This window comes from Nonomuraea lactucae, from assembly GCF_003313395.1.
In the GTDB taxonomy this organism is placed as follows: Bacteria; Actinomycetota; Actinomycetes; order Streptosporangiales; family Streptosporangiaceae; genus Nonomuraea; species Nonomuraea lactucae.
The window spans coordinates 1-16844 of the sequence record NZ_QNFZ01000236.1 but is presented as its reverse complement, the minus strand read 5'-3'; the positions used below and the strand labels follow the sequence as shown (position 1 = coordinate 16844).

Here is a 16844-nt window from a genome sequence, read left to right as displayed (position 1 = left end):
GCCGGAGCGGTGGAGCCCGCCCCGCCGGCGCAGCCAGCGGCCGACGTGACGGCCAGCGCGCTCGCGACGACGGCTCCCGTCCAGCGTGGTCTTCTCACTGACATGTGCTGGCACCTCCAAGGATGCTCGACACGGAAGGGGAGATGACAGCTGCCGGGTGGCGCCGGGATCGCCCCGCGCTGGGCTTGAGCGTGTCATAGCACCGGCCGGCGTTCATTGTCGGGAAGGTTCAACCGGGGGTGGCGCCTTTGTCAGCTGGGACAGCGGGTGCCCCCCGGATGACGAGGGGGTTTCAGATGCGTTGCCGGTGCGTCCAGCGACCGGCGAGGAGCGTGCCGAGCACCTCGATGCCGCGCAGCTCGGCCGGGTCAAGCGCGGCGGGGTCGGCCGCGGTGATCACCAGGTCGGCGACGTCGCCGGGCCGGACGCCGCGGCGGCCCCGGGTGGCGGACGACAGCACGGCCTCCAGCGGGACGGCCTGCTCGGGGTGCCAGGCCGGGCGGTCGTCATCGGTCCTGGCCACCGCCGACGCCATTCCGTCCCAGGGGTCGAGCGGCGCCACCGGCGCGTCGGAGCCGAGTTCGAGCACGGCGCCGGCGGCGAGCAGGTCGGCGTAGGCGAAGGCGCGGTGCGTCCGTCCGGACCAGTGCAGGTCGGCCACCTCGCGGTCGTCGGGAGCGTGGGCGGGCTGCACGCCGGCGACCAGGCCGGGCCGGGCGAACCTGGCGAAGTCGGCGGCCCTGACGAGCTGCGCGTGCTCGATCCTGCCCGCGCAGCCGACCCGCTCGAACGCGTCCAGGGCGATGCTCGCGGCCAGGTCCCCGATGGCGTGCACGGCCGGCTGGATGCCGTGCTCGGCGGCCAGGCTCATCGTGTCGTGCAGGTCTCCGGGAGAGGTCTCCAGCAGGCCGCGGGCTTCGGTGCCCGGGTACGGATCGTCGCAGTAGGCGGTCCTCGTGTTGAGCGAGCCGTCGACGAACATCTTCACCGGGCCCACCTCCAGCAGGCCGCTGGAGCCGGCGACGGGGTCGCCGGTGCGCAGGCCCCGGCCGATGGCCTCCTCCAGCCTGTCCTTGGGGATCGAGCAGGTGACGCGCACGTCCACCCGCTGCTCGCGGACCCGGCGGCTCCAGTCGGTGACATTGTCGGCGAACTCGAAGTCGAGCAGCCCGACCACGCCGCGCTCCGCCGCGGCGGTCGTCGCCTCGGCCACCCAGCGGTCGAGCTCCGCCGGAGGCGGCAGGGGCAGCGCGGCCATCGCGGTGTAGCACTCGCGCTCGCGCAGCACGCCGGTGGGATGCTCGCCCATCCCTATGGCGGCCAGCGCGGCCGGGCTGAACCAGGCGGTGTGCAGGTCGTTGCTGACCATGACGATCGGCCTGCCGGGCGCCGCCGCGTGCAGCAGCGACTTGTCCGGGGCGTCCGGCCACAGGCCGTCGCGGAAGCCGTAGCCGACCGTGAAACCGTCATGCGGGAGGACCAGATCGACGGCCTCCCTCGCGGAACGGGCGCCGCTCAGATCGACTCTGCGCCTGGCCTGGGCCCACTGGACGGTGTGCACGTGCGCGTCCCACAGTCCGGGCAGCAGCGTGCCGCCCTGCACGTCGACCGACTCGCCGGCCGGAGGCGGTTCGGTGGTCACGTCCGCTATCCGGCCGTCGATGATCAGAACGTGGCGGAGCGGTCCGCGCAGGCCGATCCGCGCGTTGCGCAGCAGCAGTGAGGGCATGCGACGACGCTAGGCGGGGACCGCCCGGGGGCTCATCGTCGAGACCGGACATCCCACCGCGCCCCCGTTGTGGCCCGCCACATGCCGGAGCTCTTCCTGGACCCCGCCGCAGGCCGGGAGCGCTCCCTAGAGCTCTCCGCGGAGGTGGAGGAGGCGGAGCTGGAGCCAGATCACCAGCCGCTCGGCCGGGTCGCCGAGGTCCACGTCGAACAGCTCCTGCAGGCGCCGCACGCGGTAACGCAGCGTGTTCTCGTGCACTGACAGCTCCGCCGCCGCCTTGGCGGCCTCACCGAAGGCGTCCAGGTAGGCGAGCAGGGTGACGCCGTGGGTGCTGGAGTGCGCGCGGTCGTGGTCGATCATCCGCCGTACCGGCTCGATGACCTGGTCGACCGCGACGCCGGCGCGTTCGGCCAGGTCGAGCAGGGCGACCCGGGCGCGTACCCGCTCGTCCGTGGCCAGCGCCACCGACGCTCCCCCGGTGTCGGCGAGCACGCGGATGACGCGCTCCGCGAGCCGCCTGGAGAGCGGGGCCTCGCCCAGCCCCGCGACCACTGGACCGATGCCCGCGTACATGCTGAGCCGCGCCGACTTGCGCACGGCGGTGACCGCGTCGGTCGCCACCCGCACCAGGCGCGAGCACGGGGTGCCCGGCGGGACCGGCAGCAGCGCGTAGACCCGGCCCCAGCCCGCCGCGCAGACCGACTGCGGGTGCCAGGCCTCGCAGCAGAGGCTGACCAGGTCCACCACGCTCGCCACCGCGGTGTCCGGTTCGGGCGTCGGGTCGGCGGGAGCGAAGGCGACGATCGTCACCTCCGAACCGGCCGGCAGGCCCAGCCGCGCGCCGGCCGCCGACTCGGAGGTGGTGCCGTCGAGCAGGGCGCGCAGCGTCTCCGCCCGGTGCCAGCGCTGCTGGTCGCCCGGGTTCCGGGCGCGCAGCAGGTGCATCGCCGCGATCCGGCCGGCGTCCTCCAGCAGCCGCATGGCGCCGGGCACCACCGGCGGCTCGCCGTCCAGCACCCAGATGAACCCGAGGAGCTGGGCGCCCGCCCGCACCGCCGTCGCCAGGCGCGGCGTGTGCCCCGGCCCCAGGCTGTCGAACCGCACGGGCCCGCCGGCTCTGAAGACGCGGCTGTACTCGGTGCGGTTGGTCGGCCGCTGGGGAGTCCTGCGGCCCAGGATGCCCAGCCTGCGGATCTCGTCGATCTCCTGGCCGGGGACGTTGGAGTAGCCGAGCACGTTGCCCTGCGGGTCCTCGATGCAGGTGGCCCCGCCGATCGTGGCGGCGATGGCGTTGGCGAGCGCGAACAGGTCTCCGGTGCCGACCGAGGCGTACGAGGTGGTGGCCGCGCCGGGGCCGGAGATGGCCGCGGTCAGCAGCGCGTCGAGCTGCCGCCACGGGATCTGCCGGGGCGCGATGAGCAGCGCGATCCCGGAGGTCCGCGCCGCCTCGATGAGCGGGCCGAGGTCCGCGCCCCGGTCCTTGACGACCACGGCGTGGTAGGAGAGCCGGGCCGCCCGCAGTACCACGTCGCGGGCGTCCGCTCGCGCGCCCACGGCGAGCAGGACGCCGCCGGGGCGCTCGTCGAGGGGTTCGTCGGGGTCGTGCACGACGGGCTCGCCCACGGTGGCCGACCCGTCGCCCGGCAGGTGGGCGGCGGACAGGACGTGACTCCCCAGCGTCTCGAGCACCTGGCTCAGCGGCGGGCGGTAGGGCAGCGTCATCGAGCCGTCGGGCGGCCGCTGGGAAACCGACATCTCTCTCCATCCCATGACGGGAAATGTCTTATTCAACCAGCCCGACGCTTGATGGTCGCCACAAGGCTCGCCTGGGGTCCTTGGCACGTCCGACGATGTTCTTGAGCGGAAAAAGGGGACAAACTGGGGTGTGCTCGACCCGATGCTGATCTCAGAACTCGACACCGTCCCCGACTTCGACCGTTTCGCCACCGTCGACGAGGTCCACGCCACCCTCACCCGGCTGGCGACCGACCATCCCGGCGTGGCGTCGCTCCGCCGCATCGGCACCTCCCGCCTCGGCGACCCGATGCTCTGCCTGACCGTTCGCGACCCCGCCGCCGGTGACAGCCCGCACGACGCGATCGTCGCGGCCGGGCCGCACCCCAACGAGCCCATCGGCGGCCTGACCGTCTCGCACCTCGCCGCGCGCCTGTGCGCCGACGCGGAGCTGCGCCGGTCCACCGGCTGCGCCTGGCACATCGTGGGGTGCCTCGACCCCGACGGCACCCGGCTGAACGAGGGCTGGTTCGCCGGGCCGTTCACCAAACCGCACTACGGCAGGCACTTCTACCGGCCCGCCGTGGACGAGCAGGTGGAGTGGACCTTCCCGTTCGCGTACAAGCGGGCCTACTTCGACCGGGTGATGCCCGAGACGCTGGCCCTGATGCGGCTGATCGACGACACCCGCCCGGCGTTCGTGACCACGCTGCACAACGGCGAGTCGGGCGGCGTCTTCTACTACCTGAACCGGCCGGAGCCCGAGCTGCAGGCCGTGCTCAAGGCTCTGCCCGCGAGGTACGGCGTGCCGCTGCACGCGGGCGAGCCGGAGCACCCCTCCGTGCGGCAGCTTGAGCAGGCCGTCTACCTCGCGCCCTCCATGGAGCACGCCTACGACTACATCGAGGCCCTCGGGCAGGACCCCACCGAGCACATCAGCGGCGCCGCCAGCGACTCCTACATCAAGAGGTACGGCGCGCTCGGGCTGACCGCCGAGGTGCCCTACTGGACGGACGCCTCGGCCGGCGACACGGCGCCGACCGACCGGGTCTACCGCGACCTGGTGCTCGCCCAGGCCGCGGACCTGCGGGCCACGTTCGAGGTGCTCGACGAGACGCTGGCCGCGGTCTCCGGCGACCTGGTCACCGGCTCGCCGTTCATCCGGGCGAGCCGGAGCTTCATCCCGATGCTCGCCGGGATGGCCGCCACCGACGAGGGCCGCGCAGACGCCCCGGAGAACGACCGGCCCGCGACCGTGGCCGAGGTCGCCTCCTGCCGCAACCTGCTGCACAGCGCGCGACTGAGGTTCGGGGGCATGCTGCTGCGCGCGCTTGAGGGCGAGCTGGCGGTGGGCAACGGCACGCCGGTCGTACGCACCCGGGCCCGCGCGCTGTCGGAGACGTACGCCAAGTGGTGCGCGGAGGCGGAGTCGGGCCCGGCCGAGCAGACGATCCCGATCCGCCACCTGGTGGCCATCCAGTACGGCGGCATCCTGGCGGGCGCGCGGCACGCCCGCCGAAGAGCCACCGCCTAGCCGGGCGAGACCGGAACGCTGGGCGCGGCCGGAACGCGCATCGCGTGGGCCAGGGCCGGGTTGGTGGCGTCGAACCCTCGGATCACCCGGTCGACGATCTCGCGCGGCTTGTCCTGGCTGAGCTTGGCCTTGCCCACCACTCGCCCCGGCACCAGGCGGAAGGCCGTCACGGCCGGGGCGAGCCGGCGAGCGTACCCCTCCACCGCGCTCAGCCGGAACGGCTCCGGCCGCCCGGCCTCGAAGTGGTCCACGGTGCGCGAGAGCACTTCGTAGGTCTCGTCAGGTCCCAGGACCTCCGGGGTGCCGTGCAGGTGCGCGGTGACGAAGTTCCAGGTGGGGACGTACGGCCCGGCCTCGTACACGGTCGGCGAGACGTAGCCGTGCGGCCCCCGCACAACGATCACCACCGGGCGCTCGCCCAGGCCGTGCAGCTCGGCGTCCTCGCGGGCGAGGTGCCCGACGACGGCGGCTCCCGGGTTGGCGGGGTCCGGGATTATCGGCAGGTGGGAGACGACCGGCCCGCCCTCGCTCACCAGGAGGGCCCATCCGTTGGCCGCGATCAGCTCGCGCAGCGCCCGCGGGTCGTCCAGCGCGTACATCGGTTGTTCCAGCATGTACGAGATGCAACAGCCTTCGCGCCGGCCGTGTCAGCGTGGAGCGGCACAAGGCCGGCGCCCGCGCTTTGCGGCTCCCGACAGAACGCCCGCGCTTCGCCGCTGCCGGCAGAACCCCGGCCCGGTCAGCGGCGGTAGCCCGCCATGCGCTCCAGGCGGGCCACCCGCTCGGACGTGGGCGGGTGGGTCGAGAAGAGCCGGCCGAAGCCCGACCCGCTGAACGGGTTGGCGATCATCATGTGGGAGGCGGAGGTGAGGCGGCTGTTCTCGGGAAGGGGCAGCCTCCGGACACCCATCTCGATCTTGCGCAGCGCCGACGCGAGCGCGAGCGGGTCACCCGTCAGTCGGGCCCCCGACTCGTCGGCCTGGTATTCGCGCGCCCGCGAGATCGCCGTCTGGATCAGCCCCGCCGCCACCGGCCCCAGCACCATCATGAGCAGCGCCCCGACGAAGCCGGGTCCCTCGTCGTCGTCGGAGCCGCCGAAGAAGACCGCCACGTAGCTGATCCAAGTGATCATCGTGGCCAGGGCCGCGGCCACGGAGGAGATGAGGATGTCGCGGTTGTAGACGTGGGACAGCTCGTGCCCGATCACGCCGCGCAGCTCCCGCTCGTCGAGGAGCCGCGTCAGCCCGTACGTCACGCACACAGCGGCCCGCCGGGGGGACCGGCCGGTGGCGAACGCGTTGGGCTGGGCCGTCGGCGACAGGTAGATCCGCGGCATCGGCTGGCGGGCCTCGGTGGAGAGCTCACGCACGACGCGGTAGAGGGCCGGCTGCTCGACCTCGCTCACCGGCCGAGCCCGCATCGCGGACAGCGCGATGCGGTCGGAGAAGAAGTAGGCGGCGCCGTTGCCCGCCACGGCGAGCACGAACGCGATCTGCACTCCGGTGCCGCCGCCCAACCACGCGCCCAACGCGAGGATCAGCGCGGACATGCCGCCCATGAGCGCGGCCGTGCGCAGACCGTTGTGGTGCAAGGGTGCCCCCCTTCGTGGTGTGGGTTCACCCCGTCCAACGACGATCCCCCGGTCCATCGTTCCCCGCAGTGCTCAGCTGTTGGCGGAGCGCGACGGAAGTCGCAGGTCGGCGCGTCGCGGCCGTCGGCCAGGGAGCGTGGCCACCGGACGGCGAGCCGGGGTCACCGACAGCGAGCCGGGGTCACCGGACGGCGAGCCGGGCGGCGGCCGGGAGGTCGATGCGGACCGTGGTGCCCGAGCCCGGCTCCGAGGTGAGGGTGGCCCGGCCACCGGCGTCCTCGACCGTGCCGTGGGCGATGGACAGGCCGAGGCCGGTGCCCTGGCCGCGTTCCTTGGTGGTGAAGAACGGCTCGAAGGCGCGTTCGGCCACCTCGGGAGGCATGCCGCAGCCGGTGTCGGAGACGCTGAACCGGACGCCGGTGGCCGCGCGCACGCTCTCGATGGTGATCCGGCCGCCGTCCGGCATCGCCGCGCACGCGTTGATCAGCACGTTCAGCAGCACGTGCTCCAGCCTGCCGCGGTCGATCCTGACAGGGGGCAGGGCGGGCTCCAGCAGGGTGACGAGCTCGATGCCGTCGCCGAACATCGGGCACAGCAGCCGCGCGGTCTCCTCGATCACGGCGTTCAGGTCGAGCGCCCGCGGCTGGGGCTGCTCCATCCGGCCGGAGGTCAGCAACCGCCGGGTGAGCGCCCCGCCGCGTTCGGCCGCCTGGTGGATGCGTTCCAGGTCGACGCGGCCCGGAACGTCCTCCGGCAGGGTGTCGAGGGCCAGCTCGGCGTGCCCGCGTATCACCGCCAGCAGGTTGTTGAAATCGTGGGCGACCCCACCGGCCAGCGTGCCCAGCGACCGCAGCCAGTCGGCCTGCCGCAGCTGCCGCTCCAGGCGCTCGCGCTCTCGCCGCTCGTTCACCTCGGCAGTGACGTCGCGCAGGATGCCCTCGACCGCGAGCAGCCGCCCGTCGTCGTCATGGATGCCGACCGCCCACTGCTCCGTCCAGACCAGCGTGCCGTCGGGCCGCCGCCAGCGGACCACCAGCGTCTCGCCGCCGGGGGACGCCCACGACCGTTCCAGGCGGGCGCGGTCGGCGGGGTGGACCAGGGAGAGCACGTGGCCGGGATCGCCGCTCAGCTCGCCGGGATCGCAGCCGAGGAGCACGGCGGCGGCGGGGCTCAGGTACTCGATCTCGGCCCGGGGAGTCGGCCGGCAGCGGAAGATGATGTCCGGGGCGTTATCGGCGAACAACCGGAACCGCTGCTCGCTCTCGCGCAGCGCGGCCTGCGCCCGCCGCCGCTCGTGCCGGCACTCCGCCTCGCGCAGCTCCCGCCGCACCACGGGGGCGAGCCTGGTCAGCCGGTCCTTCGGTACGAAGTCGCGGGCGCCCGCCCGCATGAGCGACGCCGCGCGCTCGTCGCCGATCTGGCCGGAGACCAGGATGAACGGGATGTCGAGCGCGGCGTCGCGGACCAGCCGGAGCGCGACCTCCGCCGTGAGGTACGGCATGCGGTAGTCGGAGATCACCACGTCCGGCGGGCGCCGCCGCAGCGCGTCCACCGCTGCCTCGCGGTCCTCGACCCGTTCGTGGGTCACGTCGAGACCGTCACGCCGGAGGCGGGCGACGATCATGAGAGCGTCGTTGTCGTCGTCCTCGCAGAGGAGCAGATGAATCGGGACGATCATGTCCGTCAACCCCCGAACCTGTAGCCCACGCCGTGTACCGTGCGGACCCAGCGGCCGGCGCGGGCGTCGTCGCCCAGCTTGCGGCGCAGGTTGGCGATGTGGACGTCTATCACGTGGTCGTTGCCCGGCCAGTCGGTGTGCCAGACGCGCCGGGTGAGCGTCTCCCGCGACCAGACCCGTCGCGGGTTGGAGGCGAGCAGCACGAGCAGGTCGAACTCGATGCGGGTCAGCTCCACCGGCCGCCCCGCCAGGCGCACCTCGCGGCCCTCCTCGTCGATGACGAGATCGCCGAAGGTGATGACGCTGTTCTCGGTGGGCGCACCGGCGTTCTCGGGGGGCGCACCGGCCCCCGGCGCGTCCACCGTGCGCGGCCGACGGAACATCGCCGCCACGCGCGCTCGCAGCTCTCGGGGAGAGAACGGCTTGGTCACGTAGTCGTCGGCGCCCACCTCCAGGCCGACCAGCCGGTCGGTCTCCTCCACGCGCCCCGTCACCATGATCACGTACGCGGAGGTCATGCTCCGCAGCCGCCGGCAGACCTCGATCCCGTCCATGTCCGGCAGCATGAGGTCGAGCGTGACCAGATCAGGGTGCATCTCCTCCACCAGGTCGAGCCCCTGCGCACCGGTCGCGGCCTCGGACACCTCGAACCCGGCCATTCGCAGGACCTCTGACAGCATCCGGCGCACGTCCGCCGCGTCCTCGATGACGAGCGCCCCCGGCTGTTCCATCACCGTTCTCACCTCTGCGTACACGGGTGATCGCCGGCAGCCCCGTGGCGGCGGCGTGAGCGCACGACCGTGACCTGGCGACCCCCTCCCCGTTTCAACCGTCAACTACCGCTCCTGGGTGCGGCGAAACGCTAACCGGTGGACGCGGTTACCGGCCAGACCCGCAGGTCCGTGAAATCGGTCATCGCGTCCTCGTTGTACAGCCCCGCGCGGCCTCCCAGATAGGGCTTCTCGCGGTCCTGGAAGCGCACCAGCCGGTGGCCGTTCACGCTCGCCGTCATCGTGTCCGCCACCTGATGGATCTCGATGGTGTGCCAGTGGTGGACGCCGTAGCCTTGCTCACCGGTGACGAGGAAACGCTGGTTGCCCCGGTAGCCGGGGGTCACCTTGCCGAGCTCCCAGCCGTTCGGCTTGGGTACCAGGTAGTAGAAATGGTTGTCGTCGGTGTAGTGCCAGACCACCCACGCGACCTCCCAGGGGTTCGGCGTGGGCCGCCGCAGCTGGTGCAGCGTCCTCGCCCGCACCCGCAGCCTGACGTCGGAGTAGGACGTGCCGGTGAGAGCCAGGGCGGCGTGCGTCTCCGCCGGGGCACGGGCGGGCTTCGGGGACAGCCGCCACACCCACCGGCCGCCGTGCCGGTACGTGCACGCCCTGCCGTACCCGTCGTACTCGAGGAACAGCCCGCCCCTCGTCGTACCCTCCGTCCACGCGAGGCAGGAGTAGCCGGACGCGGCGCGCTGCTCCACCGGGCAGCTGATGAGCGCGGTGGCCACGACGGCGAGGCCCGCCACCCGGTACGGCGAGGAGCCGAGCCTGCTCCACCGGCGGGGAGTCATGCCGATCCCACGGGCGTCTCGGCTTCCCTGTCGGTGAGCCGCTCGGTCTTCAGCCAGCCCCGGCGCCCGATGACCGCGCGCCACAGCGCCCGCCAGGCCGCGACCAGCCACACCAGGTTGTAGACGATGAAGAGGTGGCCGTACACCAGTCCGCCTGCCCACCGCATCTCCCCGGTCGCGCGAGCGTACAGCGGCCCCAGCAGAAATGCCGCCCCGAACGTCAGCACGTACCACGACGCGATCGGCAGCGGCTGGAAGAGCTGCTCCCGGGCGACCGCCGAGAACGTCACCCCGACCAGCGACGCCACCAGCGAGAGCGTCATGAACGAGCCGACGAAGATGAGAAGGGGGCTCAGCAGGACGTTCAGCAGGTCGGTCGCCACCCGGCCGGTCGACCGGCCGACCACCGACGGCACGAGCCGCAGGGCCTGCATGTGTCCCTGGAACCAGCGTGAGCGCTGCCGCACCAGCCCGCGCAGGCTGAGCAGCCCCTGCTGGTGCACGGTCGCCCGCGGGACGCACTCGGTGCGCCAGCCGGCCAGCACCAGACGGACGCCGAGGTCGAGATCCTCCGTCAGGCTCTGCGACCACGGGTCGTCACCCAGGTCGAGGAGCGCGCTGAGCCGCATGACCTGCCCGTTCCCACCGAGTCCCGCGGAACCGATCAAGCTGCGGGTGCGCTGGAAGACCTGGGTGTAGACCACGAACTCCATGTCCTGCAGCCGCGCGAGAACGCTCTGCTCCCTGTTGCCGATGCGCACGCCGATCTGCACGGCGCCCACGTCCGGGTCGGAGAAGTAGGAACGCACCAGGGCCAGGCTCGGCTCGTCGAGGCGGCCGTCCGCGTCCATGAGGCAGACGAGGGTCCGATCCGCATCCGGACGGCCGCGGAGGTGGCGCATGGCGTGGTTGATGGCCTGGCCCTTGCCGCGCCGGGCCGCCGGTGGTTCGCGCCTGAGCAGGCGGATCCGCGGGTCGGCGAACCCGTTCACGACGTCCGCCGTGCCGTCGTCGGAGCCGTCGTCCACCACGAGGATCAGACCGTCCGGCGGCGACATGGCGATCAGGCGTCGCAGCGTCGCGCCGATGACACGCTCCTCGTTCAGGCACGGCACGACGAAGACGACGGTGAAGCCCTCCCCGGTTCCGTCTGGGCCCTCCTCGGAGCCCGCCGACTCCAGGTACATCCCCAGCGTGTACGTGAACACCATGAGGACGGCCGACACAGCGCAGACGATCAGTACGGTGCTCATCGGCGTACCCAGCGAGCGCAGAACATGAGGACGACGACGGACACGAGGTAGACCACCCACAGCAGCCCGGCGACGGCCAGCGCGAGCCGCGCCACGCCGAACGCCAGATCGCCCGTGTCGATGGCGGCCACCGGGTCAATAGCTGAAATCACCTGTTCGTCTCCTTTCCGGTCCGGTCATGGGGTCAAAGTGCACAGGGGGCCACGAATTGGTAGCCGAGGTCCAGGAGCTGGGTCACGACCGTCTCCAGCTGGTCGGTGCCGAGGAACGGGTGGTAGAAGAAGCTCGCGACGTTGTCGCGGACCACGAGCTGCGTGTCGGCGTTGTCCACGATCGACTCGACGGTGCCGGTGCCCTCGCTCAGACTCGACGGCTCCAGCTCCACCATGCCGAGGGTCTCCGGCACCACCACGCTGCCGTAGGCGTCGCGGGTCACGTAAGGGGCGAAGTGCTCGTCCATGTACGGGGAGGCCGGCGACTGCGTCTGCCACCCGGGGGCGAAGTACGACCCGCGGTCGTACCTCGCGGCGAACTTGCGGGCGATGACCTGGTAGTCCGTCGGCGAGGCGGCATAGTGCGGGATCTCGAAGATCTGTGGGACGGGGAGGCGCGCCGCCCGCACCTCGGCCACCGCCGCGTCGAGCCGGCGCTCCATCCAGGCCGCGGAGTCGCCCTTGATCGCCCCGTCGTACACGAGCCCGCGATTTCCGTCGAAATGGGTGCGGAAGAACTCGAAGTCGTGTCCGCTCTCGCCGTTGGTGGGATTGGCCGGGCCGTCGGACTGGTGGGTGTAGCCGTGCAGGACCATCGTGCCGCCGTGCTCCAGCAAGTACGTGAGCGCCCGCACCACCTCGGGGCGGTCCTTCAGCCGGATCGTCACGCGCTCCCGGCCGTCGGCGAGCGGGCCGCGGTAGACGGGGATGACGCCGAAGCTGAACGGCACTCCCATGCTGGACAGCACTTCGCCCGCCTCGCGCACGGCGTTCGGGTCGGACTGGGGGCCGATGTCCTCCAGCCGCACCAGCGCCCGGTGCCGCGCCGGCCTCCCGGGATCCAGCACGTCGAACAGCACGTCGGCGGTGGCCAGATAGCGGTCGTCCTCCGTGTCGGGGTGCAGCGCGATCTCGCTGACGTAGGTCAGGTTCGCCGACCTCACGGCCCACGGGCGATCCCGGTCGGCCGCGGTGACGGCGGTGCCGAGCACCTTCACCCGGGTCTGGTCCAGCGCGGCGAACGTGCTGATCGGCCCCTGTTCCTCGTCGCGGGTGAGTTCCTTCCCCTTGAACAAGACGGAGGACACCTGCGTCCGGTCGGGGGCCCCCGGGAGCCAGCCGTACCTGGCCGCGAAGTCCTCGGGGGTGGTGAGCCGGTCGATGTTCCAGCCCATCCACAGGACCGGGCGGGAGCCGGCCAGGACGTCCTGCCGCAGGGCCGCGGGCAGCTCCCGCATGGCCGAGATGCCCAGGTACACCAGGGCGCGATGGCGGCGCAGCATGCCGGCGCGGTAGGCGCTCGTCGCCAGCACCTCCACCGGCCCGAAGTGCGATACGAGGTTGGCGGCGCGGGTCGTGTGCACCTGGAACGCGTTGACACCCGGGGTGTCGTCCGCCACGACCAGCGTGGTGGCCCGCTCCAGTGCGGACGCGCGTTCGGACGCGCGTTGGGGCCCGCGTTCCAGCGCGCCGGGGGCCGCGGGGGCTGCCGTACTGCACGCCGGCCAGGTGCGCGACGCGGGCAGCGGGCCCGGCTCCTTCCGCATGAAGATCCCCAGGCTGGCCCCGGACACCACGAGGGCGCTCAGCAGCAGAGCCACGAGCCAGCGCAACCCGACATGCTTGGCCCCGCCGTGGGAGCGCCCCCGGGGCCCCACCTTGGCCCGCCCCTGCTGCCCTCGACCACCGTCGGAGCGCGACACTTCCCTGCCAGAGGCTGTCCCCCTTCCTGCCTCCCCCATTGCCTCCAACGGCACGCCCTCCCGACCCCGCTCCCCGCGCGCCGTCCCAGCCGTCCCACTCACGTCGCTTGGCTCGTTCGGCTCACTAGCCTCGGTTGGCTCTCTTGGCTCCGTCGGCTCATCCGGTTCAGCGGACGACGCGGCAGACGCCGAGCGCCCGCCGGACCCGGCCGATGCGGTCGACACGGTGGACGTGGACGGCGCGCCGGACCCGGCCGATGCGGTCGACACGGTGGACGTGGACGGCGCGCCGGACTCGGGCGACCCCGAATCGGCAGACCCAGTCGACTGCGAGGATCCCGGCATTCCCTGCTGCGAGGATCCCGGCAGTCCCTGCACTACAAACGGACGCTGCGGTACAGACACCCCCTGCGGCACATCCAGCCCCGTCCCGGACGCCGAAAACGGCGGCATCGGCGGCACTGCTCGCGGAGCCGACACCGGCTGCAGTGGCCGGCGCAACGACCCGTGCCCCGGCCGCGACGGGCGGAACGGCTCCGGCCGCGGCCCGAGCCCGAACAAGTGAGCCAGCGCCGCCAGCGCCCGCTCGGTGGCCCGGCCGTCGCCGTAAGGGTTCACCGAACCGGCCATCTGGCGGTAGACGTCGGGCGAGCGCAGGAGAGCGGTCACTCCGGCCACGATGCGGTTCTCCTCGGTGCCCACGAGCCGGACCGCTCCCGCCCGCAGCGCCTCGGGCCGTTCGGTGGTGTCGCGCATCACGAGCACCGGCTTGCCGAGGCTCGGAGCCTCCTCCTGGATGCCACCACTGTCGGTGAGGACCAGGTACGAATGGCGCAGCAAGCGGGCGAAGTCGGCGTAGTGCAGCGGCTCGGTGACCGTGACGTTCGGATGCCCCATCAGATGCGGGAGCAGCGTCCGCCGGAGGGCCGGGTTGGGATGGACCGGGAACACCACGTGCAGATCGCGCTCGCGGGCCGCCAGCCGGGAGACCGCGCGGCCGATACCCTCCATGCGGCTGCCCCATGATTCCCGGCGGTGCGCGGTCACGATGAGCAGGCGCCTGCCGTCCTCCAGGCCGCGCAGCCGGGGATGGCGGTAACCCTGCTCCGCCTCACTGCTCCACAGCAGCGCGTCGATCACGGTGTTGCCGGTGATGACGATCGACTCGGCCGGTACGCCCTCGGCGACCAGGTTGTTCGCGCTGGTAGAGGTGGGCGCCAGGTGGAGGTCGGCGACCCGGCCCGTCAGGCTGCGGTTCGCCTCCTCCGGAAACGGCTCGGCCAGGTTCCCGCTACGCAGACCCGCTTCCAGATGGACGACCGGGACACGGTGGTAGAACGCCGTGAGCGCGCCGGCCAGCGTGGTCGTGGTGTCGCCCTGGACGAGGACCGCGTCGGGACGATGTTCGGACAGCAGCGCGTCCAGCCCGGAGATCGCCCGGATCGTCACCTCGGCGAGCGTCTGTCCGGGCCGCATGATGTCCAGGTCGGCGTCCGGTTTGATCCCGAAGACCTCGTTGACCTGGTCGAGCAACTCTCGATGCTGCGCCGTCACTACGACGATCGGCTCGAACACCGCCGAGTCCATCAACCCGATGATCAGGGGAGCGACCTTGATCGCCTCTGGCCTGGTCCCGTAGACGACCATGATGCGACGCACAGCAGCTACCCCTGTGGGTCCGTCATCGCCGTAGAGCACCCCGAGTGCACAGCCGTCACCCCCGCTCGCCGCCTGAACGCCGGGAAGGGCGGACCGCTAAGCGCCCCTGTGCCGCACAACCGCCGCGCGTAGCACGAGGTCCTGGCAATGATCATGGCCTCCGCCACGGGCATCATCGACGCATTCATACCGGGACACTTGGCACGAGTTGTTCAGCAATCCTCAAGCCCGCCTCAGCGCTACCTCATTTTCCCGGCCGGGCCCCGTGGACGCCGACCCGCCACCTCCCCGACCACGAGCTCACCCGCCCGACCGCGAGCTCACCCCCGAAGCATCCACCCGGAGCGCCACCCACCCCGCCCAGCTGCGCCCCCAGCCCACTCAACGTGCGCCCCCAGCCCACCCGAAGCGTTACCCAACCCACCGGAACCACCACCCCACCGGCCCTGAGTGCCATCCCACCCAGACTGTGCCCACCCACCAGGAACACGACCAAGCCCACCCTGACCGCCACCCAAACTTCCCGAAGCCCCACCCCCCACCCTGCTCTGACCACCCCCTAGCCACGGAACATCACCAACCCGCTCCGAAGCGCCACCTAGGACGTCATGTCCAGCACGACCTGGGGGGCGAGTGAGAACACGACGGCCACTACCACCGCGAGCCCGACCGCCACCCAGGTGGCGGGGAATGACCGGCGCATGACAGCTGCGGGCTCGGGGGTGAAGAGGCGGGCGGTCCAGACGACGTAGTAGTAGAGCCCGATCACTGTGTTGACGGCCATGACCACCGCCAGCCAGCCCGCTCCCCCCTCCACGATCTCGCGGAACACCACGACCTTGGCGAACAGCCCTGCCAGCCCCGGCGGAAGCCCCGCCAGGCAGATCAGACAGAACGCCAGCGCGAGGCCCGCCGCCGGACTCCGGAACGCGAGCCCGCGATAGTCGTCCAGCTCATTGCGCGAGCGCGTCCGGGAGACGAGCATGACCACCGCGAACGCGCCGAGGTTCATCGCGGCGTAGATCAGGAGATAGGCCAGGGAGGCGCCCACAGCACCGGACCCGAGCGCCCCGGTCACCGTCGCACCGGACGCGAACACCTCAGGCGCGGTGGTGATCCCCCCAGGCACGGTTGTGATCACCTCAGGCGCGGCGCCGAGCCCACCCGCCGTAGCCGCCCCGCCCGCCCCCAGCACAGCGCCTGCCGTGCCCGCCATACCCGCCGTACCTGCCGTGCCTGCGATGGCGGCCATGCCCGCCGTGCCTGCCGTGGCGTGCGCCGCCGAACCTCCGCCCACGTCGAACGCCACCGCGATCGGAGCCAGGATGTAGCCGGACTGAGCCACCGAAGACCAGGCCAGCAGCCGTACGGCGGAGCGCTGCCGCATCGCCAGGAGGTTGCCTGCCGTCATGGTGAGCGCCGCGAGAACGGCGATGATGGGTGACCAGGTGGGAGCCTGGCCGGACAGCGCGGTGACCAGCAGCAGGATCAGGCCCGCGAACCCCGCCGCCTTCGAGATCACCGACAGCAGCGCGGCGACCGGAATGGGGGCGCCCTGGTAGACGTCCGGGGCCCAGGAATGGAACGGCACGGCGGCGATCTTGAAGGCGAACCCCGCCAGGACCAGCACGACAGCGACTGTGACGACCGCCGGCAGCCCCTGTCCGCCCTCCGCCGCCCCCGGCACTCCGGGAGCCGGAATGGCACCGCTCAACACGTCGGCCAGACGGGACAGGAAGACCGTGCCCCCCACCCCGTACAGCAGGGACACGCCGAACAGCATGATCGCCGTGGACACCACCGACACGACGAACAGCTTGACCGCGGCCTCCGAACCGCGGCCGTCGTAGCGTTTCAGCGCGGTGAGGGCGAAGACCGGGAGCGAGACCAGCTCGAGCGCCACCACGAGCATGATCAGATCCCGGGAGGCGGGCAACGTCACGGCCCCCACGAGCGTACAGAGCAGGAGGAAGTACCACTCCCCAACCGGAATCCCCCCACCGGCCAGCTCAGTCATGGACATCAACACGACCACGACGGCCGCCACCAGCATCAGCCCCGCGAAGACCAGCGTGAACTGGTCGACCACGAACGAGCACAGCGCCGCGCCTGCCCCCGCGCCGGACCCCGCCGCACCACCGCCGGGCACCGCGGCACCACCGCCGGGCACCGCCGCACCACCGG

General features: G+C 72.2%; 12 protein-coding genes. 1 reads left to right on the top strand and 11 read right to left on the bottom strand.

The features are described 5' to 3' along the window. Positions 1 to 292 precede the first annotated feature (292 nt). Positions 293 to 1729, bottom strand: coding sequence for an amidohydrolase (locus tag DQW85_RS14665; RefSeq protein WP_113700861.1), 1437 nt, complete (start codon positions 1727 to 1729; stop codon positions 293 to 295). A 126-nt stretch (positions 1730 to 1855) separates the two neighbouring features. Continuing rightward, positions 1856 to 3484 (bottom strand): PucR family transcriptional regulator, encoded by a 1629-nt coding sequence (locus tag DQW85_RS14660; RefSeq protein WP_113700860.1) that lies wholly within the window; start codon positions 3482 to 3484, stop codon positions 1856 to 1858. Between the two features lie 142 nt (positions 3485 to 3626). On the opposite strand from DQW85_RS14660, the gene DQW85_RS14655 reads away from it, so the two are divergent. Beyond that, positions 3627 to 4997 (top strand): M14 family zinc carboxypeptidase, encoded by a 1371-nt coding sequence (locus DQW85_RS14655; protein ID WP_113700863.1) that lies wholly within the window; start codon positions 3627 to 3629, stop codon positions 4995 to 4997. Here DQW85_RS14655 and DQW85_RS14650 read toward each other — a convergent pair. From DQW85_RS14650 to DQW85_RS14610, 9 genes are all read right to left on the bottom strand, one after another. Continuing rightward, the gene (locus tag DQW85_RS14650; RefSeq protein WP_113700859.1) at positions 4994 to 5611 is read right to left on the bottom strand and encodes an FMN-binding negative transcriptional regulator; all 618 of its coding nucleotides are present in this window, start codon (positions 5609 to 5611) and stop codon (positions 4994 to 4996) included. The two genes, DQW85_RS14655 and DQW85_RS14650, sit on opposite strands and share 4 nt — an antisense overlap. 125 nt (positions 5612 to 5736) lie before the next feature. Then, complete coding sequence (htpX, locus tag DQW85_RS14645; RefSeq protein ID WP_113700858.1) at positions 5737 to 6588, bottom strand: zinc metalloprotease HtpX; 852 nt, start codon at positions 6586 to 6588, stop codon at positions 5737 to 5739. A 181-nt stretch (positions 6589 to 6769) separates the two neighbouring features. Then, entirely contained in the window at positions 6770 to 8266 is a 1497-nt protein-coding gene (locus DQW85_RS14640; protein WP_113700857.1) for a hybrid sensor histidine kinase/response regulator, read from the bottom strand. 5 nt (positions 8267 to 8271) lie between these two features. Continuing rightward, positions 8272 to 8997 (bottom strand): response regulator transcription factor, encoded by a 726-nt coding sequence (locus tag DQW85_RS14635; protein ID WP_113700856.1) that lies wholly within the window; start codon positions 8995 to 8997, stop codon positions 8272 to 8274. Positions 8998 to 9128: 131 nt separating this feature from the next. Further along, complete coding sequence (locus DQW85_RS14630; protein ID WP_162794989.1) at positions 9129 to 9833, bottom strand: calcium-binding protein; 705 nt, start codon at positions 9831 to 9833, stop codon at positions 9129 to 9131. Continuing rightward, positions 9830 to 11086 (bottom strand): glycosyltransferase family 2 protein, encoded by a 1257-nt coding sequence (locus DQW85_RS14625; RefSeq protein ID WP_113700854.1) that lies wholly within the window; start codon positions 11084 to 11086, stop codon positions 9830 to 9832. Before DQW85_RS14625 ends, DQW85_RS14630 begins: the two co-directional genes overlap by 4 nt. Continuing rightward, positions 11083 to 11238: a hypothetical protein gene (locus DQW85_RS44480; protein ID WP_162794988.1), complete on the bottom strand. Its 156-nt coding sequence runs from the start codon at positions 11236 to 11238 to the stop codon at positions 11083 to 11085. The genes DQW85_RS14625 and DQW85_RS44480 overlap by 4 nt, the downstream gene beginning before the upstream one ends. 32 nt (positions 11239 to 11270) lie before the next feature. Next, positions 11271 to 14660, bottom strand: coding sequence for a non-hydrolyzing UDP-N-acetylglucosamine 2-epimerase (gene wecB / locus DQW85_RS14620; RefSeq protein ID WP_162794987.1), 3390 nt, complete (start codon positions 14658 to 14660; stop codon positions 11271 to 11273). A 598-nt stretch (positions 14661 to 15258) separates the two neighbouring features. Beyond that, the gene (locus DQW85_RS14610) at positions 15259 to 16809 is read right to left on the bottom strand and encodes an NADH-quinone oxidoreductase subunit N (RefSeq protein ID WP_240197179.1); all 1551 of its coding nucleotides are present in this window, start codon (positions 16807 to 16809) and stop codon (positions 15259 to 15261) included. Positions 16810 to 16844 lie beyond the last annotated feature (35 nt).

What these genes read in the sequence shown, in the direction of transcription:
- DQW85_RS14665 (WP_113700861.1), bottom strand. Translation starts at nt 1,729, where the DNA reads ATGCCCTCACTGCTGCTGCGCAACGCGCGGATCGGCCTGCGCGGACCG.
- DQW85_RS14640 (WP_113700857.1), bottom strand. Translation starts at nt 8,266, where the DNA reads ATGATCGTCCCGATTCATCTGCTCCTCTGCGAGGACGACGACAACGAC.
- DQW85_RS14635 (WP_113700856.1), bottom strand. Translation starts at nt 8,997, where the DNA reads ATGGAACAGCCGGGGGCGCTCGTCATCGAGGACGCGGCGGACGTGCGC.
- DQW85_RS14655 (WP_113700863.1), top strand. Translation starts at nt 3,627, where the DNA reads ATGCTGATCTCAGAACTCGACACCGTCCCCGACTTCGACCGTTTCGCC.
- DQW85_RS14660 (WP_113700860.1), bottom strand. Translation starts at nt 3,484, where the DNA reads ATGTCGGTTTCCCAGCGGCCGCCCGACGGCTCGATGACGCTGCCCTAC.
- DQW85_RS14630 (WP_162794989.1), bottom strand. Translation starts at nt 9,833, where the DNA reads ATGACTCCCCGCCGGTGGAGCAGGCTCGGCTCCTCGCCGTACCGGGTG.
- DQW85_RS14650 (WP_113700859.1), bottom strand. Translation starts at nt 5,611, where the DNA reads ATGCTGGAACAACCGATGTACGCGCTGGACGACCCGCGGGCGCTGCGC.
- DQW85_RS14625 (WP_113700854.1), bottom strand. Translation starts at nt 11,086, where the DNA reads ATGAGCACCGTACTGATCGTCTGCGCTGTGTCGGCCGTCCTCATGGTG.